This is a genomic window from Phormidesmis sp. 146-33 (genome assembly GCF_052939515.1).
In genome coordinates, this window is record NZ_JBJPHU010000038.1 from 22,696 (window position 1) to 49,369 (window position 26,674).

Consider the following 26,674-nt stretch of genomic DNA (forward strand, 5'->3'; position numbering starts at 1 on the left):
TTTTGTGAGTCAAGCCCTAAACTAAAAGTACCTTTACGAGTTGAAGTGATGTCCCTATCTCAAGACATCGTTTTTCCGCCTGGTGACATTTACAGCGACGAACCCCCATTGGAAAGCGAACTCCACCTGCGGCAACTGCTGCTTCTGATTCGATGTTTGGAACTGTGGTGGGACGATCGCCAGGATTTCTACGTCTTTGGCAATCTGACCATCTACTACAGCCCTCGCCAACTCAAGTCTGAATTTTTTCGCGGCCCGGATGTCTTCGTCGTGTTGGGCACTGAGCGGAAAACCCGCAAAAGTTGGGTTGTCTGGGAAGAAGACGGCAAATATCCCAACGTGATTATCGAGTTGCTGTCAGACAGTACGGCGAAGGTCGATCGCGGTCTCAAAAAGCAAATTTATCAAGACACCTTCCGCACGCCTGAATACTTTTGGTTTGACCCTAATACGCTGGAATTTCAGGGATTTCGGCTGATGGCTGGCGAATATCAAGCGCTACAGCCCGATTCTCAAGGCTGGCTCTGGAGCCAACAGCTTGAACTTTATCTGGGCATCCATCAGCTTCAGCTTCGACTCTTTAGCCGTCAAGGGCAGCTCCTTCCCACGCCCGAAGAATGGGCAGAAGCCGCGCAACAGCAACTAGAAGCAACACAACAGCAACTAGAAGCAACACAACAGCAACTAGAAGCAGCACAGTCCCAAATCGAGAACGAACGCCTTCAGAAAGAACGACTTGCCGAGAAACTGCGCGAGTTAGGAATTGACTTAGAAACGCTTTAGGTTCAACAAAGGGCTTTGATCTAGCGATCGTTACCTGTAGCTGTGCTTTGTAATATCAACGATCGCTTGATAGAGATTGGGTGGATATTCAGCCAGACGATTGCACAAATATAGATGCCATTCTTGACCGTAGGGAAGGTAGACGCGGGTACGATATCCCAACTCACTCATCGTTTTCAGACGCTCTGGTGTCACCCCTTGTAGCATTTCAAATTCGATTTTTGCAGAGACGATATTTTGCTCCTGAATCAATTTGTGTGCATCATTTAGCAAAGATTGGTCGTGGGTTGCGATCGAGCAAGAATGCCCACTTTTTAGCAGCGTTTCTATTAGCTGACGGTAGGCGGTGTCAAGTTCAGCACCTCTCGATCGCGCAAGATTTGATGGCGCTTCAAAGGCTCCCTTGACCAACCTAATTTTGCCTGGGCGCTGCAAGGCGTTAGCTAAATCATTCGAGGTTCGATGTAAGTAAGCTTGCAGTGTGATGCCAACGTTATTGAATTGCTCACATAGACGCTGATGGATTTCTAAAATTAGAGCGGTTCGATCCGTTCCTTCCATGCTGATCATCATTTCTAAACCCGTTTGTTGAACAGCTTCAGCCAAAATAAAAGCGTTTTTGTAGCCAAGTTCCGCATCAATGACCATACCAATGTGGGACAAATCCAGAGAGATAGAAGCATCAAGATTTTGATTCGCGATCGCTTCAATCACGTTCAAAAATTCCTGTGTCGCGTGTTCTGCCATTTCAGCATCACGAGTGCTTTCACCCATAAAGTCAATAGTGACGGCATGACTTTGCTCATTCAAAGATTTTGTAATTTCGACACAGTTTGTTAGCGTCTCACCCCCAATAAAACGCATTGCTGCATGACGCAGAGCTTGATAGATCGGTGGATGTTTCAAAACATATAACTTAACTGTTTCATCCAGTGCAATGTGCCGCAATGCCTCAGCCGCTTCAAGTTCAACACTCATATTGTTCAATGCTTCTCACGAATGATTTACCGGAAGCATCCCAATTGTGTAGCACAGTCTTTCTGCCCTCACCCTAACCCTCTCCCCAAGGAGAGGGAACAAGAGATCTGACTCCCTTCTCCCTGGGGAGAAGGGCTGGGGATGAGGGCAATCCGAGATTTTGCACAATTAGGATGCTCCCGATTTACCTGGATGATGGATAAACTTTCTGATACTTTTCAGGCTCGACGTATTTGCCGTCACATTCAGATTTGATTCTGATTTCTTGGGCGACAAAGCGATCGTTCTCAAATTGATATCGTCCAAAGCTTCCGCAGTCTCCAATCCCTCGACTTTTGGTAAAAACAGTCAGTTCTTTTTTAGATGAATCATAAGTAGGATAACCCACTAACGTATTGTCAACTAGCTTTTCTCCACGTTCGCCAATCTTCAATAAATTGAGCGGTTTGAATTGAGTTTTACCTGCACTTTCGGTTAACAAATAGTATTCAAAGGCTCCCTGATAAGCCCCAAAATTGCACATAATTTGAACAATGTATTTCTGATTGCCCACTCTCAAAAAACTGGATCTTTGAAGGGCATCTGGTTGAGAACCATAAGGACATTTCTGTAAGCGATTGACAATCCGAGATTGATAAGGAGAGAGTTTTGTTTCAGCTTTTTGAGCCAGTGGTTTAGCGAATGTTTGGGAAGTAAAAAGTAGCGTTGTCGCTAATAAAACTGAACCAACTTTAATCAGATTGAGAGGCATTTGTTCTCCAAAAAATAAGATCACAAAAAAAGGGCCGCCCGTTAGCAACCCCTTTTACAACTAACAGCTAGTACTGTGGAACCGAAGCGTCTACTTCTTGGCTCCAGGCAGTAATTCCCCCTTTCAAATTGGTTCCTTCAATTCCGGATTCTTTGAGGATTGCCAGAGCTTTTGCTGATCGCCCCCCCATTTTGCAGTGAGCAATCAGCTTGTGTCCGTTGAGCAATTCTTTCACCTTTTCGATGCCTTCGCCCTTCTCAATATCCGGCAGGGGCACCAAAATTGAACCAGGGATCTTGGCGATCTCGTATTCATTTGGATTGCGAACATCAAGGAGAACATAGTCTTGACCGATCGCTCCACTGTCAATCAGTTGTTTCAGTTCTTGAACCGTCATTTCTGTCATGTTTGCACGCTCCTTCTCTTCGGCTGCTTTTGCTTGAGGAATGCCACAAAACTCTTCGTAGTCAACCAGTTTCTCAATCACAGGGCGCACCGGATTGGGTCGCAGCTTCAACTCTCGAAACGTCATATTCAAGGCGTTGTAAAGTAGGAGCCGTCCGCTCAAAGTCGTGCCCTGTCCGAGAATAATCTTGACGGCTTCTGTCGCCTGGATGGTTCCAATGATGCCGCACAACACGCCCAAAACGCCACCTTCAGCGCAAGAAGGAACGAGTCCAGGAGGCGGTGGTTCGGGATACAAGTCGCGATAGTTGGGGCCGCCTTCGTAATTGAACACGGTCGCCTGACCTTCAAATCGGAAGATCGAACCGTAAACGTTTGGCTTGCCTAACAACACGCAGACATCATTCACTAGATAGCGCGTCGGAAAGTTGTCGGTTCCGTCAATCACCAGATCGTAGGGACGAGCAATATCCAGCGCATTCTCGGCACTGAGGCGCGTTTCGTACAGATCGACTTGACAAGTAGGATTGATTTCGAGAATGCGACTTTTTGCCGACTCGATCTTAGGCTTGCCGACCCAGGAGGTGCCGTGAATGATTTGGCGATGCAAATTGGAGCTATCCACCGTGTCAAAATCGACGATACCGATTCGTCCGATCCCAGCGGCAGCGAGATAGAGCAACAGGGGAGACCCTAGCCCACCCGTCCCGACACAGAGGACGCTGGCGGCTTTGAGGCGTTTTTGACCATCTAGCCCGACTTCTGGCAAAATAATGTGCCTTGAGTAACGAGCGTATTCTTCATTGGTTAACTGAATATCATCCAGATTGGGACTTAGCATGGCGGCGGATGAAAGTGAGTGTTTTCTGAACGTTGAAGCGATCGGGGATCACAGTCGCATTGTGAGAATTTCTTCGGGTTGAAACTGGTGAGCCTCATCCAGCGTCCAGCTTTGCCAATCGATCGCCCGTCCCGACTGAACCGAAACGATCGCATAAGAATACTCCTGCCAGGCAAGCTGACGATCGCACTCCGAGGGCAAGGCTGGATTGTCAGGATGAGAATGATAAATGCCAATGAGGGTGAGGTTGCGATCGCGGGCTTCTCGCATCGTTGCTAACATCGCTTGGGGTGCAATCGAGTAACGGCGAGTTTTGGGGATCGCAGCTTCATCGGCGTTCCAGGTATTTTCGATCGGTTTGACCTCAATGACCGTTTTGCCCGTGGGGTCGATCGTACCCAGCAGCAAACCACAGCACTCTTCGGGATAGGTGCCTTGTGCATGAGTGACGATCGTCTGAAGCTGCTGAGAATTGAGTTTGAGAACCACTACAAATGCTGTGCAAATCCAGAGATCTATTCTATGACAGGATCAGGATGCGAAAAATTATAGAGTTGTGAAGAGTGTTTGAGGGACTGCAAATTTCTGCGTAGTTGGGCTGATGAGCGATCGGCTATGATTTTGACATGGAGTTTGAGTGGGATCAGTCAAAAGCAGCGGCTAACCTGAAGAAGCATAATGTCAGCTTTGAAGAAGCTAAAACTGTCTTTGATAACTGTCTTTGAGAATACGTTGGCAGTTATTTTTGACGATGAGGCTCATTCAAAAGATGAGAGGCGCGAGATTATAATTGGACATTCTCAGAGCGATCGCTTGCTGTTAGTTTCGTTTACCGATCATGGTGATGTTTGAGAAGTATAAAAAGTCAGGTCGTAGGTTGGGTAGAGCCTTGCGAAACCCGACATCCTAGAAGCCGTTGGGTTTCATGTTTCAACCCAACCTACACATATTTAATTCGCGATCCTAGGCTCGTTGAAATCCTTTGCTTCCCTTTTTGTCGCCTTTGTTTTTGGGCTGAGATTTGGTGACTTCTGACAGCGCTTCTTGAAAGAGATTGTGTAAATGAATCGGTACGCTGGCAATTTCTGGAAGTTCTGGTTCGGTGGATTTTTGGTACGATCGCAGCAATCCACCCAAATCGCGCTTAAGTTGAAAGTCTGGCTGCTGCAAAAACTCTCGCAAAATCTTCTCTAATTGAGTTGGATAAGTTTCTGCTAATCGATACCAAACAAAGGCGTTAATCGTCGGGTCTTCTAAATATTTGCGAATCAATTTATCAGAACCTTTTACACTTTGCCAATCGTCGGTTTGCAGAAGATCAGTGAATTGTTGATAGTTCGTTAAAAGCGATTGCCCCCATTTGGGATGTGCCAAAACGGTCACTTGTTCTGCTTTCTTGATATCAGGAGGCAGGTTAACTTGAGGAGCGGCCATTTTCAACGAGTCTTTGCTTTTGAGCATTTTTGCAGCGGCTTGAGAATCCATCCCCATCGCTTCGGCCGCTTCTTCCAATTCCTCATCGGTCATGCCTGCATCAGTGGCAATTTCTGCGAGAGATTTAGAGCTGTCCACTCCGGCAGCTTCTAAACTGCGCTGCGTCATAAACTCTTGAAACTCAGCCACCTTTTTGCCCAATTGATAGCCCGGTAGCGTCACTTCATCACTGCCAAAAAATTCGAGAAAATCTTGGTGATAGCGATCGACTGATTTCCAGGCTTCCTCCAATAGTTCTGGAGCGTCGCCGTAGAGATCTGGTTTGTGATTTTGCTTGAAGTTGCCGATCGCGACCGCTAGTTTTGGTTTGCCCAAATTGCCCATCTGAGTGTACGAACTGAAGAACGTCCAGTAATCTTCAACGGGTGCAATTCGCGTTAACAAAATTTCTCCCAACTTGAACCGAGTCATTTCTTCTAGCATTGCCGGATCGTTGGGCTTCACAATGTAAGTTTTATCGGTCAGCCAGTTTCTCAACTCAAACCCATCGGGTAACATTTGCTGAACGACAAACAATCCTGTGAAATTTTGTTTCCATTCCGTTAACAGTTGGCGATCGCCTTCCGATAATTCTGTTTCGCTTTCGATAAATAAATCGATCGGTGTTTTCTCTCCAATTCGCCCAGCGTTTAAGAAAGTATCTACGGCTAAATCACGCTGCTTAGTATCTTTTTGCTGTGACTTTGCTAACTGTTCAGCTGTGAATGTCTCCAAAGCAGTCGCCAAGTTTCCCTCAGCGTCGTAGACAAAATCTGTCAATGCCTGTTTTAGCACTCTTGTCCGCTCTAGAATAGAATTCACGCTTTGATCCTCCGATCGCATTTGGCTAACATAGCCTTCACTGTACTCGTAGAAACGTATCTTACGATAGATTTTTGAGTCCATGTCTAAGTCATATCAGCATCTCGATTCGATTACAGCCTTGTTTGTAGCGGTATTACTGATCTCGAATATTGCATCTACCAAGATTGTTGATTTTGGTTGGTTCACCTTTGACGGGGGAACGTTATTGTTTCCTCTTAGCTATATTTTTGGTGATATTTTGACGGAGGTTTACGGGTATCAGCGATCGCGAAAAGTAATCTGGTTAGGATTCTTCTCAGCATTGCTGATGTCATTAACTTTGATTATTGTTGGAGCGCTTCCTCCAGCCGCAGATTGGCAGTATCAGACAGCTTACGAGCAGATTTTAGGGCTGGCTCCTCGCATCGTTATCGCCAGCTTGATCGCTTATTTTGTCGGTGAATTTTCTAACTCCTGGATTTTGGCAAAGCTGAAGATTATCACCCGTGGAAAGTGGCTTTGGAGCCGCACGATCACTTCCACACTGGTTGGTCAACTTCTAGACACCGGAATCTTTGTTCTGATCAGCTTTACAGGAGTCGTGCCTGATTCGCTGTTGCTGACACTAATCATCTCAAACTACCTGTTCAAATGCGGCATTGAGATTTTGTTTACGCCCATTACCTACATTTTGACAAGCTGGTTAAAGCGTCAAGAAAGAGAAGATTTCTATGATGTGAACACGAACTTTAATCCTTTTGCCTTAAGGGAATCGGAGCGATCGACTTCTTAAAAATAGAGTTAAGAAGGCTGCTCAAAGATTTCTCTCAACCGTTTTAACGATGTTTTGATCTCACTCAATTCTGATTCGCTAAGTTGATCAAATCGTTCTTTTAGATAACTAATATGAACTGGAAAGATATTGTTAAAAACCTGCTCACCTTCCGGGGTCAAAACAATCAGAAAACAGCGTCGATTTTCGGGCGGAACTTCTCGACGGACAAAGCCTTTTTGTTCTAAGCGATCGATAATTCCCGTCAGCGTTCCTTTCGTCACCAGCGTTTTTTCCGCTAACTGATTCATAAACATACCGGGCGTATTTCCCAGCGTCGCAATCACATCAAACTGAGGGGACGTTAAGCCGAGTTCACGAATGTGGGGTTCTTCATACGCACAAAAGGCTTGATAGGTTTGGACGAGTTCGCGCAAAGTCGCCAAAAAAGGTTGATTTGCCGCACTATCAGCGGTCAGTTTGGAAGGGGTCAATTTTGTTTTGTTAACCTTTGTTTGCTTCACAAGACAGAGGATTGAATGTATTTATTATTTTCAGTATTACATATCGAATGTACTAATCCAAACTTTAAAGATTCGTGCCTGATTATTCTCTGACTTTTGTTTCTGATTACACATCAAGTTATGAATCGCTTAGTTAAGCTTTTTGTAACTCTTTTGCATCTTGTGAGATCCTCGATCGACGCTTAAAAGATTCAGTATGGTGAACACAAGGCAAATTCTTTTGGTCATCCGTCACCTCTTCAAAATCCCATGAATCCCTCAACGCTTCGTCAACTCTGGTCTCTGATCGAAACGACTCAAGCAACCCTGCTTTTGAATCTCGACGACACCAGCCTCGTCCAATGTTTACTGCGACAATTTCCCACTCAGCGCCCCCTCAACCCTGAAGAAACCACGCTTCTGCGGAGCTACATTCACTCCAAACTGACGCTAATCCGCGATCTGGCCCACAATCGTTTGGCTGCCAGCTAGAGTGAGCTTTATTCTGGGGTTGTTTTGGGAAGCGTGATGGGTGAACCCTTCTGAATTGAGTTTATGGGTGAAGGCGGTTTATTGAGCGTGGCAGAGACCAGCATAAAGCCCAGATAAGCAGGCAAAGTCAGAAGCATTATACTGACGATCGCCATCACCCAAAGTCTTGAATTTCCAGAAGCGCCATAATAACTGCGGTAGGGATCGATCGTCATCATGTCGGACTTGATGATTTCCCGGAGCGCGATCGGACGCTTAAATCGAATCCGTCGATCGTCCAGTTTTTCCAATAAAATCCAGCCAGCGTGCGACTCTTCTTCACACAGTCGTTGCAACACTGTTGGATCGCGAAACAGGTCTTGATGCGATCGTACGATTTTAAATTCCCAGCCGACGAGTCGAGGATCTTTGGGCGGTTTTTTTGAGCCGTTTTTTTGGGTAGAAGTCGTTGCTGTGTCGTTAGATTCGTAAGGGGTCAAGGTTTCTTCTTCCTCCTCACAGACTTGCTGCAATTTTGACTGTTGCCACCGCAACCATCCACCTCCAACCACTGCCTGCAATCCGAGACTGCCAACCAACAAGCTCAAAAGGGTGATTTCGCTCATTAAGAAAGTAGGGCGTGGGGAGTAGGGTGTAGTGTACAGGCAAAAGTTCTCCCTGAGAAACTTCTTTCAAGGGCGTTGCTGATTGGAGGGATGAATCTGTTGGGAAGTGTCAATCTTTCCGCCCCCTAAACCCCCAAAAATGGGGGACTTTGAGCATTGGGCTTCCCTCCGCTCTGGGGCAATTCACCCCCTGATTCAGCAACGCCCTTTCAAGTTTTGAATTAACCCCTCACTCCTCACTCCTCACCTTCAAATACCCTTGCAGTAAAAAATCAGAGCCGATCGCTTCCCAGCTAACTCGCTCCAGTTCCAAAGCTTGTGTCATCGCCACCAATCCCAGATCGCCCACCGGAGAAGGGGCACCAACTCCACCAATAATCTTGGGAGCAATAAACGCCAGCACTTTTTGAACACATTTCTGCCCGATCGCCTGCGCCGCCAGCATTCCGCCACACTCCCAGAGAACCGAGAGACAGCCTCGATCGTACAAATTAGCCATGACCTGAGTCGGCGTTAACGAGTCCAGTTTTACGACTTCTACGCCTTGCTGGGTGAGTGTTTTCTCAACTTCCCAATCGGCTGCTAACCCTGTGAATACGATCGTGGGAACAGCTTCGGTATTCCACAAATGAGCATCGGTAGGCAGATCGAGCGATCGACTCATCACCACGCGCAGAGGATTGTGATTTGAAACATTGTGCGTCGTTAATTGAGGATTGTCTTTGCGAACCGTGTTGCCCCCGATGATTACCGCGTCGCAGGTCGATCGCAACTGATGGACTCGATTTCGAGAAGCTGCCCCCGTCACCCAACTGCTGTGTCCTGTAGTCGCCGCAATTTTGCCGTCTAGGGTCATGGCGTATTTGAGAATGCCAAACGGACGATGATGCAGAATGCGATGCACAAAGGCTTCGTTGAGAGTCTGACACGCTGCTTCTTCAACGCCCACAACCACTTCGATTCCGGCTGCTCTGAGTCGAGCAATGCCGCTTCCTGCCACCTGCGGATTGGGATCAACCATGCCCACAACGACTCGCCAAATTCCGGCTGCAATGATCGCTTCAGAGCAGGGAGGCGTGCGGCCGTAATGATTGCAGGGTTCCAGATTGACGTAAAGGGTCGCATTTTGGGCACGATTACCCGCCGCTCTCAGCGCAAACACTTCTGCATGGGGCTGTCCCGCCTTGGGATGAAAGCCTTCACCCACAATTTCCCTATCTTGAACGACCACACAGCCCACTAAGGGGTTGGGAGCCGTCTGCCCGATCGCCTGTCGCGCCAATTCCAAACAGCGATGCATGAGAGTGCGATCGAGTTCACCTAGTTCATCTACCGAAATTTTCATTCAGCCTTCTCAATCCGAGTGAGTATCTTAGTTCATCACTTATTGAATCACTGAAGGAGAAAAGTTTCAGGTTAGAACGGCTAGGACGATCGCGACGTGGAATACTGACTTAGCACTTCTTGACCCCAGCGCACCAGCTTTTCTGGCCCTTCCATCATCAGCAAATATTGTCCCCGGTTGAGATGGTGACGATAGACACTAACCGTCGTGCCTTCTCCAAACAAGCCAAACAGGCCGCCGACCACTGCACCACAAAACCCGCTCACGATCCCAAATGCAGGAATAACCAGCAAATGACGAAAATGCTCCCAATCGACCTCGCTAGGGCCTTGATATAGAAACAGCGCTAGACCGAAGATCGTACCCAATGTGCCCGCCAATAGAGAAAACGATCGCGCCTTACGGGTAGCGATCTGCATGGGTTTGAGTAAGCCAACGTGTTCTGGGCTGCTGTACCCTCGACCCACGATCGCCAAATGCTCAGGTGAAATTCCGTAATAATGCAGCAATCGATACGCCTGAAATGCAGATACTTCATCGGGAAATATCATCACGGACAGATGAGTCTGTCGGCGTACTAGACCCGTCTTTCGCAAGAAACGTGTAACTGTCACAAAACTATAGGGGGAGAGTGAGGGCGGTGGCTATTTCTGTTTGAATTCTAAACCTTTGATCGGGGTTTGCTCAGGGACGAGAGGAGGAATTTAATTATTCTTCAGTAAAGCTTGGATGAATGGGTATGTGAAGAACAGCGTTGAGTTGAGAAAGGGGAAGGGAATACTGGCGATCGAGACTGTAAACCTTTTTTAGCTTCTCAATCAGGATTGTTTGCTATGGGATTTTTGATTTTTTTGGTCGGGCTGATTTTACTGATCGGCTATATCGTGATCGATGCCTACAACCGACTGGTGACGCTTCGCAATCGCTACAAAAACGCCTACTCTCAAATCGATGTTCAACTTCAGCGACGATACGATTTGATTCCCAATCTGATCGAGACGGCCAAAGGCTACATGAAGTATGAGCAAGAAACTCTGCAAGCGGTGATCGCGGCCCGCAACTCTGCCATTACTGCTAACAGTCGAGCCGCCCAAACTCCCGGTGATCCCCAGGCAATGCAGCAGTTGGGTAGCGCCGAAGCTGCACTCACAGGCGCATTGGGTCGGTTTATCGCCATTTCAGAAGCTTATCCTGATCTCAAAGCAGACCAGACGATGACCCGCGTGATGGAAGAGTTGTCGTCCACTGAGAACAAAGTTGCGTTTGCGCGTCAAGCTTTCAACGATGGCGTGACGGTCTACAACACCAAGCGAGAAGTGTTTCCGAGCAATCTGGTCGCAGGGGCTTTTAACTTTGCGGCGGCAGAACTGCTGGCCGAGGTCGCTCCCGAAGTGAAAGCTGCTCCCCGCGTATCGTTCTAGACTGCCATGAACTTTTTTGAACATCAGGATCAGGCACGGGCAAACACTCAAAAGCTGGTGGGGCTGTTTGGGTTGTCCGTTTTGTCGATGATTATTTTGATCTACCTGGCGACGATCGCCACCTTCAATCTTGCGTCGCCCAGTCGTTGTCTGAGTTTCGTTGAACCGGAATCGCCAAGCGTCACGTTTGTCGCCAGCAAGCGCTCTAGAAGTGGCGGGTCTTCAGGGTTTTCGGGCACGAGTTCTAGTTGGCGATCGCGATCTGGTTCCTCGACTCCGATCGGCTCTCCGCGCTCAAGTTCCTCTTGTAAGTCAACGGCGATCGGCTGGTGGCATCCCAAAATTTTCTTCTGGGTATTCACGTTGACCATTTTGGTGATTGGCGGGGCCAGTTGGTACAAAGTTTTCACATTGCAGGCGGGAGGCAGTGTCATCGCTCAAGAACTGGGCGGCCGCTTGCTGCTCGCTGAAACCGTCGAAACTGAAGAACAGCAGCAGCTATTAAATGTGGTCGAAGAAATGGCGATCGCCGCCAACATGAAAGTACCAGCCGTTTACATTTTGGACAATGAGACGGGAATTAATGCCTTTGCTGCGGGACATACGATCGACAATGCCGTAATCGGCGTGACTCGTGGCTGTCTAGAACAGTTAAATCGAGATGAGTTGCAGGGCGTGATCGGGCACGAATTTAGTCACATTCTCAACGGAGATATGCGGCTCAATTTGCGGCTAATAGGACTGCTTCACGGGATTTTGTTTGTCTACATCACAGGCAGGATCATGATCGCACTCGAAGATCGAGACAATCGCTGGCTCTGGTATTTGGGTCTGGCAGTGACGACGATCGGTTTGGTGGGTCTCTTCTTTGGGCGACTGATTCAAAGTGCGATTTCCCGTCAACGAGAATTTTTGGCGGATGCGTCAGCGGTACAGTTCACGCGCAATCCGGCCGGCATTTCTGGAGCGTTGCAGAAAATTGGCAATTTGGGGTCTCAAGTGAAGTCCCCTTATGCAGACGAAGCCAGCCACATGTTTTTTGGCAATGCCTTAAAGCTGAGTTGGTTTGACGATCTGTGGGCAACTCATCCACCGCTGCTACATCGGATTCGTCGCCTGGGCGGTTTGCAAAATGTGCCTTTGTCAGAAACGCCGCTTGCTGGCTCCAGTCATGCAAGCTCAAGTTCAATCATGGGATTTGCAGGGGGATCTGCGGCCATCAAGCCTGTTCCGCCAATCCGTTCAGAATCCTGGTTAAACGAAGTTTTGCAGTCAGAAATTCAGACTTGTGAAGGGGCAACGGCGATCGTTTACGCGCTCCTGCTCAATCCTCAGTTTCAAACTCAACAAATAGACTGGCTGCGTCAGGTCGGATCAGAAGAATTGGTCGAGCAAGTGCTGATGTTGAGAGCAGAAGTGGAACAGATTGCAGACCGCGATCGCCTTTCTTTGTTAGATCTGACAGTTCCTGCTCTGCGACAAATTTCTACAAATCAAATCAAAAAATTATTCATCGCCATTCAAGGACTGATCAAAGTTGAAGGCCGCTGGACGCTCAGCAAGTTTGTCGTATTTGTGATTTTGCAGCGTCGGCTTCAGGCTTCTCAAACTCAGACCGAACAGTTTTCAAGTTTGAGCGAAATTTGGACAGACTGCGGATTGATCATTTCATCAATCGCTCAAATCGGACAAAAGACCCCTGACACGATCGCCTATGCCTTCCGATCAGGACTGTTTTGCCTCCCCGGTGCCAGCCAGCAAGAAATGCCCAACGCTCCTCCCCCTTCTAACTTCAGCGAACTCAAAAAAAGCCTGACTCGACTGGGTGCAGCCACACCAAAACTCAAGCAAGCGATCGTCGAAGCCTGCTCTTACACAGTTTTGCTCGACAACACAGTGACTGATTCGGAGGCGGAATTATTGAGGGCGGTAGCGATCGCTTTGGATTGTCCCCTGCCGCCGTTTCTCAACAAAAAACAAAGCAACCCCAAAAAACAACCTGTGCTTTAAGGGGTCGAATTAGTTTTGGAATTTTGGAAATTTTGAAGGGAGCGATTCGGATGATGATTAATAAACTATCAAGTTTATTCACTTCGTTGTTCAGCGCTTCTGCCCCCCATTCTGGAGACTTTGAGGCAAGAGTTCTAGTTCAAAGTCCCTCACTTGTGGGGGATTTAGGGGGCTTCCCGAATTTGAAATCGAAGCATAAAGCTTGATCAGACTCGCGTTTAGCGTCTTTTACAACGTCGATTCAAGCTGATTTAACAGATTTTCGACATAGGTGAGTGCGCCTCGAATCGTTTCAGGATCTTCGATGTCCACGCCGACATAGTGACGCAGGGCTTCGACTTGATCTTGACTGCCTCCCGCTGCCAGCAGTTCTAAATAGCCAGGAATAAAGTCTTTGCCGACCTCCAGATATTTTTGATAGCAGGCCAGACTGACAATATTCGAGGCGGTGTATTGGTAGCAGTAGTATGGCTTGAAGTAAATGTGACCAATTCTCGCCCAATCATATTGATGCTCTGGCAGCACTTCGACCGCATCGCCACAGAGTTCTTGATAGAGGTTCGTCCACTGCTCATTGACGAAGCTGGAATCAAAACTGCCCTGAGCGGCGCGATCGTGTACCAACAATTCCAATCGGCTAATCGTGCTTTGTCGAAACAATAGATTGAGCTGGTCTTCTAGCTGACGAGTGATCAGAGATTTGGTTAAAGCCTTGTCACCTTTGGCTTGCTTGAGCAAATAATCCAGCAACAACAACTCGTTGAATGTAGAAGCAATTTCGGCCAGCACCATCGGCGGATTGCTATTGAAGTAGGTTTGGCGATCGTCGATCCAGGCAAAGTGTAAGCCGTGACCCATTTCGTGAGCCAAAGTAAACAGTGAGTTGTAATCATCGGTATAAGACAACAACAAATAGCTGTGTTTGCCGTAGCTATAAGCGCAAAACGCTCCTCCTCGCTTGCCGGGACGAACTTTTGCGTCTACCCAGTCTTTGATAAAAAATTCCTCGGCGCGACGAGCATAGTTCGGGTCAAACTGGTCGAGTGCCGAAATCAACGTTTCCACGCCAGCTTTGTAAGGAATGGGCGAAATCTGCTCGTCGGTCGTCCAGGGTGCGTAAATGTCGCAGAGACGAATCTTTTGCCCGATCGCTTGTCCCTTGAGCCGATAGTAGCGCTGAAACAAATCAAATCGGCTGTGAGTCCCTTCCATGACGGCGCGAAACACGGGTTCTGACACTTCATCCGCTAACAGTTGTTTGTGCAGCGTCGAGTCGTAACCGCGCATCTGATTTTCGATCTTGTGATCTTGAGCGACGGTGTTGAGAATGTAGCCATACAGCGAGTTGTGCTGTCCCATCACCTGACGCACCGATCGATAAGCCGCTTCGCGAGTTTCGGGATGAGGATGAAACGCCAGCGCGCTCAAATCTGCTTCGGTACTGACGGTTTTGCCTTCTGGAGTAGTGACAGATTCGTATTGCTGTTCGCCCAAGTGAATCGATCGCAGTTGAATAAACGCCTGCCGTCCGGTTAAGCTGTCTTGATTTCGAGTTTGCTCAACCGCTTCAGACAGGGTGTGGGGACGATATTTGGCAATCTTGTTCAAATAATGACCGTAGGGTTGCAGAATCGCTGCTTTTTGGAGTTGATCAAACTGCTCTGCGGTCAATCCTTGCAGTTCCAGATCAAAAAACAAAAGCTGATTTTCAACCGCCGTCAACGCTTCCATTACTTTGTCAAGAAACTGTTTCGCCTCTGTGTTGCGCGTGTCAGCCGAGAAAATCAGCGACGGAAAGGAATAGAGATAACCCGACTTTTGAGCGATCGCTTCCAACGTTTTGAAACACTCTACGAGGCGATCGGCATTCAGTTCTGCAACTTTGCCCCGAAAGCGATCGCGAAAGTCTGCGGCTTCTGTTTTTAGCGTCTCTAGATCTTGGGCTAACTGCGGATCGTCAAAGCCTGTATACAAATCAGACAAATCCCATTCTTGAGGACTGTCTAGCTTGGTAGAAGTGAGCGATTGAACCATGACCAAATCTCCCTGTGCGATGTAACCGAATTTTCAGTGAACGCCTCTAATTTTGCGGGTGTTTTCGACGAGGCTTTGGGCAAAGCGATCGAACCGTTCTGACAGTTTTTCGTCCAGCAGTTTGCCATCGGGACTAAAGGCTTGCCAAGCTTGAGCGACACCAATCTGTTCTGGAATCACCCAGGCATTCACCCATCTCATGATCAGGCGCAAATCGTTCAATGCGTTGCTGTTGGATTGTCCGCCCAAAACGCTGATCAGACCTGCCACTTTGCCCGCCATTTCTTCAAAACTCATCAAGTCGAGCGCATTTTTGAGTACGCCACTGACACTGCCATGATACTCAGGACTGGCTAAAAGGAGGGCATCCGCTTCTTTGACGGCTTTTTGCAGTCGCGCAACATCGGGGTAGTCAGAATAGTCGTCGCCCCCATTACAAAAGGGCAAATTCAGAGTCCGTAAGTCCAATACTTCGACCTCAGCGCCCAGAGCATTGAGGCGATCGACCGCTTGCTGAAGAGCCTGATAGGTGTAGGAGTCCGATCGCAAACTGCCGCCAATTGCTACAACTTTTACCATTGCTGTTCCTGTGTGAGTAATCTTCCCAAAGGGTTCTATTGCTTAGTTTGCAGAGGTTAAACGAAACCGACCTGTATCGATGGTAGAATCCCTAAAGCGAAGTCGTTATGAATTCATTTAATCTAACAGTTGTCTCTAGAAAGTGCAAATCTCGAAATGAACCCGGCGATCGCAGGTCGCTTCACAAGTGCCTTCGTCAACCCGGATATCAGAACGGAATCTGCCTCCACAAATTAAACCCAATTAAACTGCCAGCCAAAGTCACTTAAATCAGGCTTTGATAACCAGTCGGGAGGTACGAATTTTTCTCGACTTTGAACTGACCTCACCTTAAAAAGGAAGATTCAAAGAAGTCGCCCATCGCTTAACCTGAAACTTAGAACTCAAAACTTAGAACTCAAAACTCTTCTCCTCCCTCCTCCCTCCTCCCTTATTTCATGCCGATCGATTTCCGCAATCTCAACACGCTCTGGTCATCTGTTCTGGTCGAAACATTACATCGTCTGGGTTTGAAGACAGCGATCATCTGTCCTGGCTCTCGATCTGCACCTTTGGCGATCGCGTTTGCTCAACATTCTGAGATTGAGGCAATTCCGATTTTGGATGAGCGCTCGGCCGCTTTTTTTGCATTAGGACTCGCCCGCAAATCCCATCAGCCTGTCGTTTTAGTTTGCACATCGGGAACGGCAGGAGCCAATTTTTATCCAGCAATCATTGAAGCGAGAGAAAGCCGAGTGCCGCTGTTGGTGTTGACCGCCGATCGTCCGCCTGAATTACGAGACTGCAACGCGGGACAAGCGATCGACCAACAAAAACTTTTTGGTTCCTATCCCAACTTTTACGCTGAGATTGCGCTTCCTGATGCCGAATCAACCATGCTGGCGTACCTCAGACAGACGGTGATGCAAGCTTGGCAGCAAACCCAATATCCCATTCCCGGCGTTGTCCATTTGAATCTGCCCTTTCGTGATCCATTGGTGCCGATCGCTCACCTCGCCACTCAATCCTTAGAAGCTACTTTTCCGCCCGACTTTTTCCACCACATTCGCCCCTCACTCCCTCCCTCCTCACTTCTCACTCCTCACCCCTCACTCCTCACCCCTCACTCGCCCCGCGGTCTCATTCTCGCCGGAGCAGCCCAACCCTCTGATCCGATCGCCTACTGTCAAGCGATCGCCCATCTCTCCAAGACGTTTGGAATGCCCGTTTTGGCAGAGGGATTGTCGCCCTTGCGAAACCACGCCAGCTTAAATCCCTATCTAATTTCCACCTACGACACCCTTCTGAGAAACGCAGAACTCGCAGACAAACTAGCGCCCGATGTGGTGATTCGCGTAGGAGAAATGCCGACCAGCAAGGCACTGCGCCAATGGTTAACGGCCACTCAACCGAACCAGTGGGTGATTGATCCGAGCGATCGCAGTCTCGACCCGCTTCACGGCAAAACGATTCATCTGCCTACCTCAATTGAAGCTTTTGTTACCCAGTTGTCCGAGTCCGTTGCGCCCAGTCCCTACACGCAGCTTTGGTGTGAAATGGAAGCTCAGATGAGACGCGCGATCGACCAAAAGCTGTCTGCTGAGACAGCCCTATTTGAAGGAAAAGCCGCCTGGTTACTCTCTCAACACCTGCCTCACAAAACGCCGCTCTTCATTTCCAGCAGTATGCCCATTCGGGATGTCGAGTTTTTTTGGATGCCCAACGACTCCGCAATTCAGCCCTTTTTTAACCGAGGCGCAAACGGCATCGACGGCATTCTCTCGACAGCATTAGGAATCGCCCACCACAATCAAGCCAGCGTTCTCTTGACAGGAGATTTGGCGCTGCTGCATGATACCAACGGATTTTTGAACCGCGATCGCCTGATCGGAAGTTTGACCATTATCGTGATCAACAACAACGGTGGCGGCATTTTTGGCATGTTACCGATCGCTCAATTCAACCCGCCCTTTGAAGAATTTTTCGCCACTCCTCAAAACATCGACTTCGCCAACCTCTGCCAAACTTACAACGTTGACCATCAGCCCATCCACACCTGGGAGCAACTAATCCAGCAGCTAAATCCTCTCCCTCCCCAGGGCATTCGCGTCCTAGAAATCAAAACTGATCGTCAATCCGATGCCCAATGGCGACAAAATAATTTAAGCGCGATCGCCGCCTCCCTCTCCTAACTCACTCCTCACTCCTCACTCCTCATCCCTCACTCCTCATCCCTCACCCCTCACCCCTTATGACTGACTGGCACGCCGTCAAATCCTACGAAGACATCACCTATCACAAAACCGACGGCATCGCCAAAATCACGATCAACCGTCCCCACAAACGCAACGCCTTTCGACCCAAGACCGTCGTCGAACTCTACGACGCTTTTAGCAATGCCCGCGAAGATAGTCGAATCGGCGTAATTTTGCTAACAGGAGCCGGGCCGCACACCGACGGCAAATATGCATTTTGTGCAGGGGGTGATCAGAGCGTTCGGGGGCAGGGAGGCTATATCGATGAAGAAGGTGTCCCCCGGCTCAACGTACTGGATTTGCAGCGTCTGATTCGCTCAATGCCCAAAGTAGTCATCGCACTAGTGGCAGGCTATGCGATCGGCGGTGGGCATGTCCTTCATCTGCTCTGTGACTTGACGATCGCCGCTGACAACGCCATTTTTGGACAGACTGGCCCCAAAGTCGGTAGTTTTGACGGAGGGTTTGGAGCCAGCTACATGGCGCGAATTGTGGGACAAAAAAAGGCGCGAGAAATCTGGTATCTCTGTCGTCAGTACGATGCTGCTCAGGCGTTAGAAATGGGCTTAGTCAACTGTGTCGTGCCGATCGCTCAACTTGAAGCTGAAGGCATCCAATGGGCAGAGGAGATTTTGGAGAAAAGCCCGATCGCCATTCGCTGTCTCAAAGCTGCCTTTAATGCTGACTGTGACGGTCAAGCCGGACTTCAAGAACTCGCCGGAAACGCCACGTTACTCTACTACATGACCGAAGAAGGCTCCGAAGGAAAACAAGCCTTTTTAGAGAAGCGCTCCCCTGATTTTCGTAAATATCCCTGGCTGCCTTGAGGTGTGGGCTGAGGATAACGCCCTTCAGGTTACAAAAAAATCGCACCGACTGGGATGCGATCGTTGAAACTAATTAAAACCTGCATTAGGCGGAAAGCTTTTCTGAAGAGACTGGTCTAGCCGCACTATCCAACACCATCGGTCGATTGGTTTCTCGCAGATCTGCGGTCGTCAGTTCGCTGGTTATAGGAAGCAGTTCTTCTTTCCACATCATAATTTTTGTAAAATCCCAGGTGGGGGCAAATACTGGACGCGCTAAAGAACAAGCCGCCCAACTTCCTCGCACAGATACACTGAGTTGGCTACAGTGCCCTCCTCGTCTCCCTTCTGGCATGTAGTAGCGACAGTGCCGACAAGCAGAAGCGAGGGGATCAGAACTTTTCATAATCGAGCTTTTAGAAATGATTTGTGTTTTGGAAAAATGACGCGAAACTGCTAAGAAAAAGCTTCATGACTAAAAGTCAAAATTACTTAAAGTTGGCTAAGAAATATGACCATTCTTATCAATTTTTAAGAACCAGCTTACTGCAAGGCGATTTCGCGAACTCGGTACTTCTATTGTGAATTAAGGCGGTTTTACCCTTGCAGATTTAGAAAAGTCAAACACATCTCCCCGTCAAGGTTCCAAGACTTTTTTGCTAAAAGTGGGGTTTATATTCTCTTTAGATTTGTGTAAAGAAGAGACAAAATGAAAAGCCTTTTTTTTGAAATCTAGAGAGATCAGTCCTACTTTTACTAAAACAAGCCAGGGATCAAGTTAAACACCTAAAGTTTAAGTGTCTTTGTTAACTGCTCAATGCTGCCTTAATCTCCTTAAATATGAAGGAAGTATTAAACGAATCACATCTTTCTTCTGACGGACGATTCCCTAATCAGGAGTTCTGTATACAGTGAACATTCGGATATGAAAAGCGATTTCCTCCAAAAGTTAGAGCCAATTCCCTCACAAATGCTGTTTACAAAACAACGTGTTTGTAGAGTAAAAATCAATCGAAGAGTCACCGAATCGTTCTCAAAGGTCAGCATCCTCTCGAAGAAGCTCTACCAGCGTTTGGCCACACAAACCGCACACATCGACCAGCGCTCTAGCTCTCCGATCGGGGTAGGACACTGACATTGAGGACACAACGGCAACCGATCGCCCCGATGCTGCACCACCGCCACCCAGTTTTGAAAAGCGGCTTCTGGGCTTTTTGCCTTATCCAACTTATCTGCCTTGTCCAACTTAAAAGAGGTCGGCTCTACTCGACTGGGATGCTCTGCCCATATTTCTGGCATCTCTTCAACAAAATCCACCTTGTGCCAGTCTGTGGTCGAAAATCGAATGTCTGCGATCGGCGTAGAGAGAGTGGTATTTAGCTTTTCCAAAATTCTCTGCCGCTCAAAGACTAAATTTTGTGACCAGACCGCGTTAGAAGTCGCAACCTTGAGAGTGCCCCGTTTCAGCGCGATCGGGCGAGTTTGCTGAGAGACGATCGCGCCAACCACCTCAGACCATTTCCGAATCACCTGCTGAAGCTGCTTTTCTTCGGGTCGATTAAGTTGAGTTTCGAGAGAGCCTAAAAGCTGCTGCAAGGGTTGAAATGACATGTCGAGACTGACCCAAACGCATGTAGATAGGAAAATGTAAACGGTCTTTAGTCTTTGCATCAAAGCCGGGAAACATCACACTCAGCTTTGGAGGGCTTCCATTTATATTGTCGCTTTATATTGTCGCTGATTCCGCCCAAACTCATTGGCTGAGAAGCGACCGCGCTTGTTCTGAACGGGTTGACTAATCGACTTGCACCTTTTTGCTCACAATTTTTGGCTCACAGTTGATTCATTTTGCCAACGGTGAATTACACTAATAGCGCCCGAATATTCCTGAAAAATTCCTTTCAAATCAAGCCTTTCTTCCTCAAGCCACAGTTACGTCCTCCCAAATCGGTCTCAAACAGTTAGGAGTCACCACAATGCGTCACAGTCCGTTAGTTGATTCGCAGTTCTCCGAAGGGGAAACTCCTGCCCAGCCCCAACTCAATTCCAAGCTGCAAAGAGCGCTAAACTGCCTCGACATTCAGCTAGAAGAAGAACTGATGCGCTATCGACGACAACGGTCAGGACGCTCGATCTCGCCTTCTATTGGACTCAAACGCAAGCAGCCTCCCAAACTAGAGTTGATGTCTGTAGGAGAACCCACTACTCAACCCCTGACTCCTGCCAGTCTGAGCGGTCATGAGGATTCGCCCTTTGAGCCAAGCTTTGAGCGACAAGATTCCTCTGGGTTGGCGATCGTTTCCCCCGAACCCTCGACGGACAGCGAAATTCTTTACCCGCCTCAAGTAGACAGCACCCATCTAGCCGATTCGACTCCTCCCGATGACTATTTAGAGTCGTCAGAAGAACTGTTGAGAAGTTTGGCGCGAGAAGAGGCTCAGGTTCGCGTCGATCGCGGCTTTCTAGAAAGTCTGGCAACGCCTTTGGGTGTGGGGTCGATGCTGATGTTGCTGATGTCAAGCGCCATGTTTGGCTATGTGATTATGAATCCGTCGAGTTTGAGCTTTGTAGCGGGATTGTTCGATCGTCCAACACCAACTGCCACATCGCCTTCAGCGGCTCCGACCAATCCTGACGGTTCTCAAGTCGCCATTCCCAACTCGCCCCCTTTAGATAAACAAGAATTTGTCGATTTGGGATTGGGCAACCTGACGACGCTTAAATCCCGTAAAGATGCTCTGACTAGCAAAGTTCCCAAAGTAACCGCTTCTCCGGCTGCCTCTCCCCAAGTGAAGCAAGGCATTTCTCCTCAGTCTTTGCCTCGATCGACGGCCAGCACTCCAACGGCTCCCGTTCAGCCTGCACCTGCGAGAAGCTACAGTCCTCCTAGAAACGATACGCCTGCACCCGCAAGAAGTTATGCTGCCCCTGCGCCTGTGACAAGCTACAGTCCTCCTTCGAGACCCTATACGCCCCCTGCGATTCAGACTGCGCCGTTGCCGCCTGTTTCGGTGCCGCGATCGTATGACCCTCCCGTCAGCGCCCCCAGCCCGCCTCAAAGCGACGGCTACTCTTATAAGGTTGAAATTCCGTTTACGGGCGATCGCTCTCTCGAAGAGGCGCGCAAAGCTGCTCCTGATGCTTATCTTCGTCCTGATGGCAAAATTCAGCTAGGGGCGACGGGCAGCGAAGCCGAGGCCAAAGCCAAAGCGCAAGAACTCCAAAACCAGGGCATTCCCGCCGAAGTTAACCAACGGTAGGATTGTCCAACCGAAAAGTTACGGTACCATTGAGGGAACTGGACTGGAGAGAGAGCTATGGGCATTCTTGACCGACTCTGGAGAGCGATTCGCGCCAATATTAATCATCTGGTAGGTCAGGCAGAAGATCCGGAGAAGATTCTGGAACAAACTGTCCTGGATATGCAGAATGATTTGATTCAGCTTCGGCAGGCGGTGGCTCAGGCGATCGCGACTCAAAAGCGCACTGAGCGGCAATGTTCTCAAGCCCAATCCATGTCAGAAGAATGGTACCGTCGGGCCCAGCTTGCTCTACAAAAGGGCGACGAAAATCTGGCGAGAGAGGCTCTGACGCGCCGTAAGTCTTATCAAGAAACGGCAGAGGCGATGCAGTCTCAGCTAGGGCAACAGGCATCCGTCGTGACTCAGCTCAAGCAAAACATGATGAAGCTAGAGAGTAAAATCTCTGAGGCGAAAACCAAAAAGGATCTCTACATTGCGCGTGCCCGATCTGCAAAAGCGTCTCAGCAACTCAATGACATGTTGAGCGGTGTGGGAACGGGGAGCGCCATGAATGCTTTTGAGCGGATGGAAGAAAAAGTGTTGCAGCTAGAGGCGCAATCTGAAGCGATCGCCGAACTGGGTACTGACCAGCTAGAAAAGCGCTTTGAGGCATTGGGCGAAGCGGACGACATTGATGCTGAATTGGCTTCGATGAAAAATCAGCTTGCCGGGGGAAGTGCCGCTTCGTTGCCTTCAGCAGGTGTGACTCCTGAAATTGATCCTGAATTGGAGAAGCTGCGATCGCAAATTCGAGGGAATTAAATTCGATTCGCCGTGATGGAAACTCAATTCGCCGTGATGAACATTCGATTGGACGCGGTGAACATTCGATTCGCCGTGATGGAAACTCGATTGGACGGGGTAAATATTCGATTGGTCGCGATGGAAACTTGATTGTTTGCGATCGACATAGGATTGTTTGCGATCGACATAGGATGTCGCGGTAGTTTTATGAAATTGTGCGTGATTTTCTACGATCGCAGTGTATCAATGAGAGAATTTCTCTCCTACTGCGGCTTAAATCTTTATGGTTTTTGATCCTGTCTCGATTCTGACAACCGAAGCGCTCAAGAAGCTGACCACGCTAGTGATCGATGCAGCTTGGAAACAGAGCGGTCGAGCGATCGATAGACAAACTGAGCAACAAATTGGGAATGCGATGAAAGAGTACGTCGCAACCTATGAAAAGCGCCATTGCAGCCTCAAATATGATTGCTTGCGGATGGATAACTCGCTGAGACTGGAAGAAATTTATACCGATGTGCAGGTTTTGGATACTCGCGAGAGCCGTCGTTTTGAGTCTCCCGAAGGCTTGAAAGATCTCTACCTCGAAATTGGTCGAGGATTTGTGTTTGAGCAAACTACCCGCAAAGAAGGCATCGCGGTCGCAAATCTTGAACCTCGGCTGATGATGTTGGGCAGTCCGGGAATTGGCAAATCTACCTTCTTGAGAAAGGTGGGACTCGAAGCGCTGAAGTGGGAGACCGGACGGTTTCGACATGAGTTGCTTCCGGTGTTTGTGGAGCTAAAACGCTTTGATGCGACCCAGACGCACATCGAGAAGTTTATTGCAGAAGAGTTTGAGACTTGTGGATTTCCGAATGCTGAAGTCTTTACGCAGAATCTTTTGAAAGCAGGAAAGCTGCTGATTTTGCTGGATGGCTTGGATGAAGTGCCGACTGATCAGGTCGATCGCGCCATTGAGCAGATTGGGAGATTAGTCGATCGCTACGACAAAAATCACTTCATCGCCTCCTGTCGTATCGCTGCTTACAAAGGCGGATTTCCACGCTTTAAGGATGTAACGATGGCAAACTTCAGTGATTCGCAGATGGAAACGTTTGTGTGTCAGTGGTTTCGACGTGAGCCGAAGATCGCAGATCAATGTTGGGAGTTATTGAGCAGCGAAGACTACAAAGCAACGAAAGAACTGGGGCAAACTCCCTTACTATTGACGCTGCTTTGTGCCGTATACAACGAGTCGCAGAGCTTACCGAAACAGAGAGCATCGCTGTATGGCGAAGCATTAGACGTGTGGCTAAAGAAATGGGCATCTGAAAAGCGAATTCAACACAATCCCATTTATCAAGAACTCAGCCTGGAGCTAGAACGCATCCTGCTTTCTGAAATTGCCTATCAGAGTTTTGCTGAAGATCAGTTGTTTTTGTCAAAACGAGAACTCACTGATCAAATTCGAGAATTTCTGATGAGCAATTTGAATGCTTCAAAGACTTTGGATGCAGAGAAAGTGTTGAATGCAATCGAAGTGCAGCAAGGCATTTTGGTCGAACGTGCTAGAGATGCCTATTCGTTTTCACATCTAACCTTTCAGGAATATCTAACGGCTCAATACATCGTGGATGAGCGACAGGTTGAGACACTGGTTGCCGAACATTTGACAGACGAACGCTGGCGTGAGGTGTTTTTTCTAGTTGCAGGTCTATCGCGCAATGCAGACGATTTGCTTGCAGCAATGAAACGTGAAACTCAGAAGCTCATCAATTCAGACAAGCTGAAAGCCTTGATTGATTGGTCGGAGCAAACCACCAAAAACTCGGTAGGAGACTATAAACCTGCCGCTAAACGCTTCGTTGCAATCTTCGTCGCCCTCCTCGTCCTCGTCCGCGACCGCGCCCTCGTCCGCGACCGCGACCTTAACATTAACCTTGACATTGACATTGACATTGACATTGACCTCGCCCTCGCCCTCGCCCGCACCCTCAACCGCACCCTCAACCGCGTCCGCGTCCGCACCTTCGACCGTGATCTCGACCCCGACCTCGACCTCGACCTTGCCCTCGCCCTCGACCTCGACCTTGCCCTCGCCCTCGTCCGCGCCCAAATTTTTAATTCTGTTGATTTCTCAGCTTTGAGTCAGCAACTCGAAGCAATGAAGGCTCAAGTCCCAGGTAATGACGAACTGGTCGAGGTGCGTCGAGCTTTCGCCAACCGCATTCGTCAGACCTGGTATGAGGCTTTGCATCTCGACCCCGAATGGCTCGATTTATCTGAGGAAGAAGAACGATCGCTCGAAAACTATCTCTACGCCAACGAACTCATGGTGCGCTGCAAAGAAGCCGCCTTGCGCGTGTCGCCGCAGGTCTGGGACGGCATCGAATCGCGAATGCTGACCATACCCGATAATAAAATCAACTCATAGATCGCGATCGCAGAGGCAACCAAAATGACCGATCGAGAACAACTCCTTCAAGAACTGGAGCAAGCCCCCGACGAACTCATCGCCGAAACCTTAAACTTTCTACGATCAGCAAAAGCCAAAAAAACCAACTTCCCACCTGGCATCACGCCAATTAATATTGCTGAACTACAAAAGCAAATTCCAAAAACTCCCGAAGAACGATCGCGCCGCCTTAGAGAATGGGTCGCCAGTCTACCCAAAGACAGCCCAGCACTCCCAGAAGAAGCAATGCACCGAGACACAATGTACGACTGATGCCGCAATACTTTCTAGATACCAACATTCTTTTGCGTCTAAGTGATTCCAACGCATCACAAAACACGCTCGTCCTAAACACTGTCGATCGCTTAATTTTACAAGACAATCCCTGCGTAATCACTGCCCAAGTCTTAGTCGAATTTTGGGTTGTTGCAACCCGGCCGATTTCAGTCAACGGATTCGGCTGGACAACTGAGCAAACCCGTACCAGAATCGCACAACTCCTATCCCAATTTGACTTGTTACTAGAAACCGAAGCAATCTTCACCACCTGGTTAGACCTACCGTCTACACACAAGTTGATTGATCTGTCATTGCCGAGAGGCTTCGCCCCCTAAATCCCCCATTCTGGGGGACTTTGAACGAGAAATATTGTCTCAACGGTCATTTTATGACCACAATCCCTACTCGCCCAATTTTGATCAAACTAACGTCGCCGCAACTGCTCAACTCGTGTCTGTGCCGATCGATAGTCTAATTCTGCTTGATCGACCTGCGATCTCGAAATCGCCCCCGCCTCATTGAGCAGTAAAGAACGCTGGTAAAGCAACTCAGCTTGTTTTAGACGAGCTTGGGCAGCTTCTAGCTCAGACTGAGCAGGATTTGTAGCAGATTCGCGCTTTTGTGCGGCTCGATAGTCTAACTCCGCCCGACCGACCTCTGATCGCGGCACCGCCCCCATCCTGTATAGCCACAACAATCGCTCATACCGCATCTCAGCTAATTTGGTCGTATCGTCGCGAGTGGCTTTTGAGCAGCGATCGACTTTAGCAAGAGATCTCTGCTGAGTGCGTAACTCCTCTTGAACCCGGATGACTGCCAGCTTAGAAATCGCTCCTTCCCCATAGAGTGCGCTGTATCGCTCATAGTTTTGTTTCGCTAGAGCTAGGTCTGCTTGAGCCTCACGAATCTCAGCCGTCGAACTTAAGAGCGATCGCTCACACGGTTGCGAAAGGGCAGGTAGAGCAATCACCCAACCGATCCAGCCCAGATAGAGCAGCCTGAATATCTTCATGGGTTTATTCTACAAACTCAGAGATTTTTCTGAATCTTACACCACTCAAAAAAATTCTCCGAAA

27 protein-coding genes are annotated in these 26,674 nt (G+C 48.6%); 13 read left to right on the forward strand and 14 right to left on the reverse strand.

Features of this window, described 5'->3' with window-relative positions:
- Positions 1–48: 48 nt before the first annotated feature.
- Complete coding sequence (locus tag ACJ2PR_RS16555; protein ID WP_446877808.1) at positions 49–783, forward strand: Uma2 family endonuclease; 735 nt, start codon at positions 49–51, stop codon at positions 781–783.
- 30 nt (positions 784–813) lie between these two features.
- Here ACJ2PR_RS16555 and ACJ2PR_RS16560 read toward each other — a convergent pair whose 3' ends face one another.
- From ACJ2PR_RS16560 to ACJ2PR_RS16575, 4 genes are all read right to left on the reverse strand, one after another.
- Positions 814–1,761 carry a proline dehydrogenase family protein gene (locus ACJ2PR_RS16560; RefSeq protein ID WP_446877809.1) on the reverse strand — a complete coding sequence of 316 codons (948 nt, stop codon included), beginning with the start codon at positions 1,759–1,761 and terminating at the stop codon, positions 814–816.
- Positions 1,762–1,945: 184 nt separating this feature from the next.
- Positions 1,946–2,512, reverse strand: coding sequence for a DUF1176 domain-containing protein (locus ACJ2PR_RS16565; protein WP_446877810.1), 567 nt, complete (start codon positions 2,510–2,512; stop codon positions 1,946–1,948).
- Positions 2,513–2,579: 67 nt separating this feature from the next.
- On the reverse strand, positions 2,580–3,758 hold the full coding sequence (gene moeB / locus ACJ2PR_RS16570) for a molybdopterin-synthase adenylyltransferase MoeB (RefSeq protein WP_446877811.1): 1,179 nt from the start codon (positions 3,756–3,758) through the stop codon (positions 2,580–2,582).
- 48 nt (positions 3,759–3,806) lie between these two features.
- Complete coding sequence (locus ACJ2PR_RS16575) at positions 3,807–4,247, reverse strand: M67 family metallopeptidase (protein WP_446862422.1); 441 nt, start codon at positions 4,245–4,247, stop codon at positions 3,807–3,809.
- 137 nt (positions 4,248–4,384) lie between these two features.
- Here ACJ2PR_RS16575 and ACJ2PR_RS16580 point away from each other — a divergent pair, with 137 nt between their 5' ends.
- On the forward strand, positions 4,385–4,483 hold the full coding sequence (locus tag ACJ2PR_RS16580) for a BrnT family toxin (protein ID WP_446862423.1): 99 nt from the start codon (positions 4,385–4,387) through the stop codon (positions 4,481–4,483).
- 238 nt (positions 4,484–4,721) lie between these two features.
- On the opposite strand, the gene ACJ2PR_RS16585 is transcribed toward ACJ2PR_RS16580, so the two are convergent.
- A complete protein-coding gene (locus tag ACJ2PR_RS16585) occupies positions 4,722–6,137 on the reverse strand; it encodes a hypothetical protein (protein WP_446877812.1) in 1,416 nt (471 codons plus the stop codon).
- On the opposite strand from ACJ2PR_RS16585, the gene ACJ2PR_RS16590 reads away from it, so the two are divergent.
- On the forward strand, positions 6,136–6,828 hold the full coding sequence (locus tag ACJ2PR_RS16590) for a queuosine precursor transporter (RefSeq protein WP_446877813.1): 693 nt from the start codon (positions 6,136–6,138) through the stop codon (positions 6,826–6,828). The genes ACJ2PR_RS16585 and ACJ2PR_RS16590 overlap by 2 nt on opposite strands.
- 8 nt (positions 6,829–6,836) lie before the next feature.
- On the opposite strand, the gene ACJ2PR_RS16595 is transcribed toward ACJ2PR_RS16590, so the two are convergent.
- Positions 6,837–7,301: a MarR family winged helix-turn-helix transcriptional regulator gene (locus tag ACJ2PR_RS16595; protein ID WP_446877814.1), complete on the reverse strand. Its 465-nt coding sequence runs from the start codon at positions 7,299–7,301 to the stop codon at positions 6,837–6,839.
- A 279-nt stretch (positions 7,302–7,580) separates the two neighbouring features.
- Here ACJ2PR_RS16595 and ACJ2PR_RS16600 point away from each other — a divergent pair, with 279 nt between their 5' ends.
- The gene (locus tag ACJ2PR_RS16600) at positions 7,581–7,802 is read left to right on the forward strand and encodes a hypothetical protein (RefSeq protein ID WP_446862427.1); all 222 of its coding nucleotides are present in this window, start codon (positions 7,581–7,583) and stop codon (positions 7,800–7,802) included.
- Between the two features lie 8 nt (positions 7,803–7,810).
- On the opposite strand, the gene ACJ2PR_RS16605 is transcribed toward ACJ2PR_RS16600, so the two are convergent.
- The 3 genes from ACJ2PR_RS16605 to ACJ2PR_RS16615 all read right to left on the reverse strand — a co-directional run bounded on the left by ACJ2PR_RS16605 (position 7,811) and on the right by ACJ2PR_RS16615 (position 10,366).
- Positions 7,811–8,407, reverse strand: coding sequence for a hypothetical protein (locus ACJ2PR_RS16605; RefSeq protein WP_446867154.1), 597 nt, complete (start codon positions 8,405–8,407; stop codon positions 7,811–7,813).
- 229 nt (positions 8,408–8,636) lie between these two features.
- Positions 8,637–9,752, reverse strand: coding sequence for a bifunctional diaminohydroxyphosphoribosylaminopyrimidine deaminase/5-amino-6-(5-phosphoribosylamino)uracil reductase RibD (gene ribD / locus ACJ2PR_RS16610; RefSeq protein WP_446877815.1), 1,116 nt, complete (start codon positions 9,750–9,752; stop codon positions 8,637–8,639).
- 80 nt (positions 9,753–9,832) lie between these two features.
- Positions 9,833–10,366, reverse strand: a complete 534-nt coding sequence (locus tag ACJ2PR_RS16615; RefSeq protein ID WP_446862430.1) for a hypothetical protein — start codon at positions 10,364–10,366, stop codon at positions 9,833–9,835.
- 219 nt (positions 10,367–10,585) lie between these two features.
- Between ACJ2PR_RS16615 and ACJ2PR_RS16620 the strand changes: the two genes are divergently transcribed.
- Together ACJ2PR_RS16620 and ACJ2PR_RS16625 are read left to right on the forward strand one after the other, a co-directional pair.
- Entirely contained in the window at positions 10,586–11,173 is a 588-nt protein-coding gene (locus tag ACJ2PR_RS16620; protein WP_446867149.1) for a LemA family protein, read from the forward strand.
- A 6-nt stretch (positions 11,174–11,179) separates the two neighbouring features.
- The gene (locus ACJ2PR_RS16625) at positions 11,180–13,183 is read left to right on the forward strand and encodes a M48 family metallopeptidase (RefSeq protein ID WP_446877816.1); all 2,004 of its coding nucleotides are present in this window, start codon (positions 11,180–11,182) and stop codon (positions 13,181–13,183) included.
- A gap of 228 nt (positions 13,184–13,411) precedes the next feature.
- On the opposite strand, the gene ACJ2PR_RS16630 is transcribed toward ACJ2PR_RS16625, so the two are convergent.
- Together ACJ2PR_RS16630 and ACJ2PR_RS16635 are read right to left on the reverse strand one after the other, a co-directional pair.
- Positions 13,412–15,217 (reverse strand): M3 family oligoendopeptidase, encoded by a 1,806-nt coding sequence (locus tag ACJ2PR_RS16630; protein ID WP_446877817.1) that lies wholly within the window; start codon positions 15,215–15,217, stop codon positions 13,412–13,414.
- Between the two features lie 33 nt (positions 15,218–15,250).
- Entirely contained in the window at positions 15,251–15,796 is a 546-nt protein-coding gene (locus tag ACJ2PR_RS16635; RefSeq protein WP_446867146.1) for an NADPH-dependent FMN reductase, read from the reverse strand.
- Between the two features lie 437 nt (positions 15,797–16,233).
- Between ACJ2PR_RS16635 and menD the strand changes: the two genes are divergently transcribed.
- Both menD and menB read left to right on the forward strand, forming a co-directional pair.
- A complete protein-coding gene (gene menD / locus ACJ2PR_RS16640; RefSeq protein WP_446877818.1) occupies positions 16,234–17,967 on the forward strand; it encodes a 2-succinyl-5-enolpyruvyl-6-hydroxy-3-cyclohexene-1-carboxylic-acid synthase in 1,734 nt (577 codons plus the stop codon).
- A gap of 59 nt (positions 17,968–18,026) precedes the next feature.
- The gene (gene menB, locus ACJ2PR_RS16645) at positions 18,027–18,857 is read left to right on the forward strand and encodes a 1,4-dihydroxy-2-naphthoyl-CoA synthase (RefSeq protein ID WP_446862436.1); all 831 of its coding nucleotides are present in this window, start codon (positions 18,027–18,029) and stop codon (positions 18,855–18,857) included.
- An 85-nt stretch (positions 18,858–18,942) separates the two neighbouring features.
- On the opposite strand, the gene ACJ2PR_RS16650 is transcribed toward menB, so the two are convergent.
- Positions 18,943–19,242: a hypothetical protein gene (locus ACJ2PR_RS16650; RefSeq protein ID WP_446862476.1), complete on the reverse strand. Its 300-nt coding sequence runs from the start codon at positions 19,240–19,242 to the stop codon at positions 18,943–18,945.
- 656 nt (positions 19,243–19,898) lie between these two features.
- Positions 19,899–20,447 (reverse strand): DUF721 domain-containing protein, encoded by a 549-nt coding sequence (locus ACJ2PR_RS16655; RefSeq protein ID WP_446867144.1) that lies wholly within the window; start codon positions 20,445–20,447, stop codon positions 19,899–19,901.
- Positions 20,448–20,812: 365 nt separating this feature from the next.
- Here ACJ2PR_RS16655 and ACJ2PR_RS16660 point away from each other — a divergent pair, with 365 nt between their 5' ends.
- The 5 genes from ACJ2PR_RS16660 to ACJ2PR_RS16680 all read left to right on the forward strand — a co-directional run bounded on the left by ACJ2PR_RS16660 (position 20,813) and on the right by ACJ2PR_RS16680 (position 25,933).
- Entirely contained in the window at positions 20,813–22,096 is a 1,284-nt protein-coding gene (locus ACJ2PR_RS16660) for a hypothetical protein (protein ID WP_446867142.1), read from the forward strand.
- Positions 22,097–22,153: 57 nt separating this feature from the next.
- Positions 22,154–22,900 (forward strand): PspA/IM30 family protein, encoded by a 747-nt coding sequence (locus ACJ2PR_RS16665; RefSeq protein ID WP_446877819.1) that lies wholly within the window; start codon positions 22,154–22,156, stop codon positions 22,898–22,900.
- A gap of 265 nt (positions 22,901–23,165) precedes the next feature.
- On the forward strand, positions 23,166–25,298 hold the full coding sequence (locus tag ACJ2PR_RS16670; RefSeq protein WP_446877820.1) for an NACHT domain-containing protein: 2,133 nt from the start codon (positions 23,166–23,168) through the stop codon (positions 25,296–25,298).
- 24 nt (positions 25,299–25,322) lie between these two features.
- Positions 25,323–25,592: a hypothetical protein gene (locus ACJ2PR_RS16675; protein ID WP_446877821.1), complete on the forward strand. Its 270-nt coding sequence runs from the start codon at positions 25,323–25,325 to the stop codon at positions 25,590–25,592.
- Complete coding sequence (locus tag ACJ2PR_RS16680; RefSeq protein WP_446877822.1) at positions 25,592–25,933, forward strand: type II toxin-antitoxin system VapC family toxin; 342 nt, start codon at positions 25,592–25,594, stop codon at positions 25,931–25,933. The genes ACJ2PR_RS16675 and ACJ2PR_RS16680 overlap by 1 nt, the downstream gene beginning before the upstream one ends.
- Positions 25,934–26,022: 89 nt before the next feature.
- On the opposite strand, the gene ACJ2PR_RS16685 is transcribed toward ACJ2PR_RS16680, so the two are convergent.
- A complete protein-coding gene (locus ACJ2PR_RS16685; protein ID WP_446877823.1) occupies positions 26,023–26,610 on the reverse strand; it encodes a hypothetical protein in 588 nt (195 codons plus the stop codon).
- Positions 26,611–26,674 lie beyond the last annotated feature (64 nt).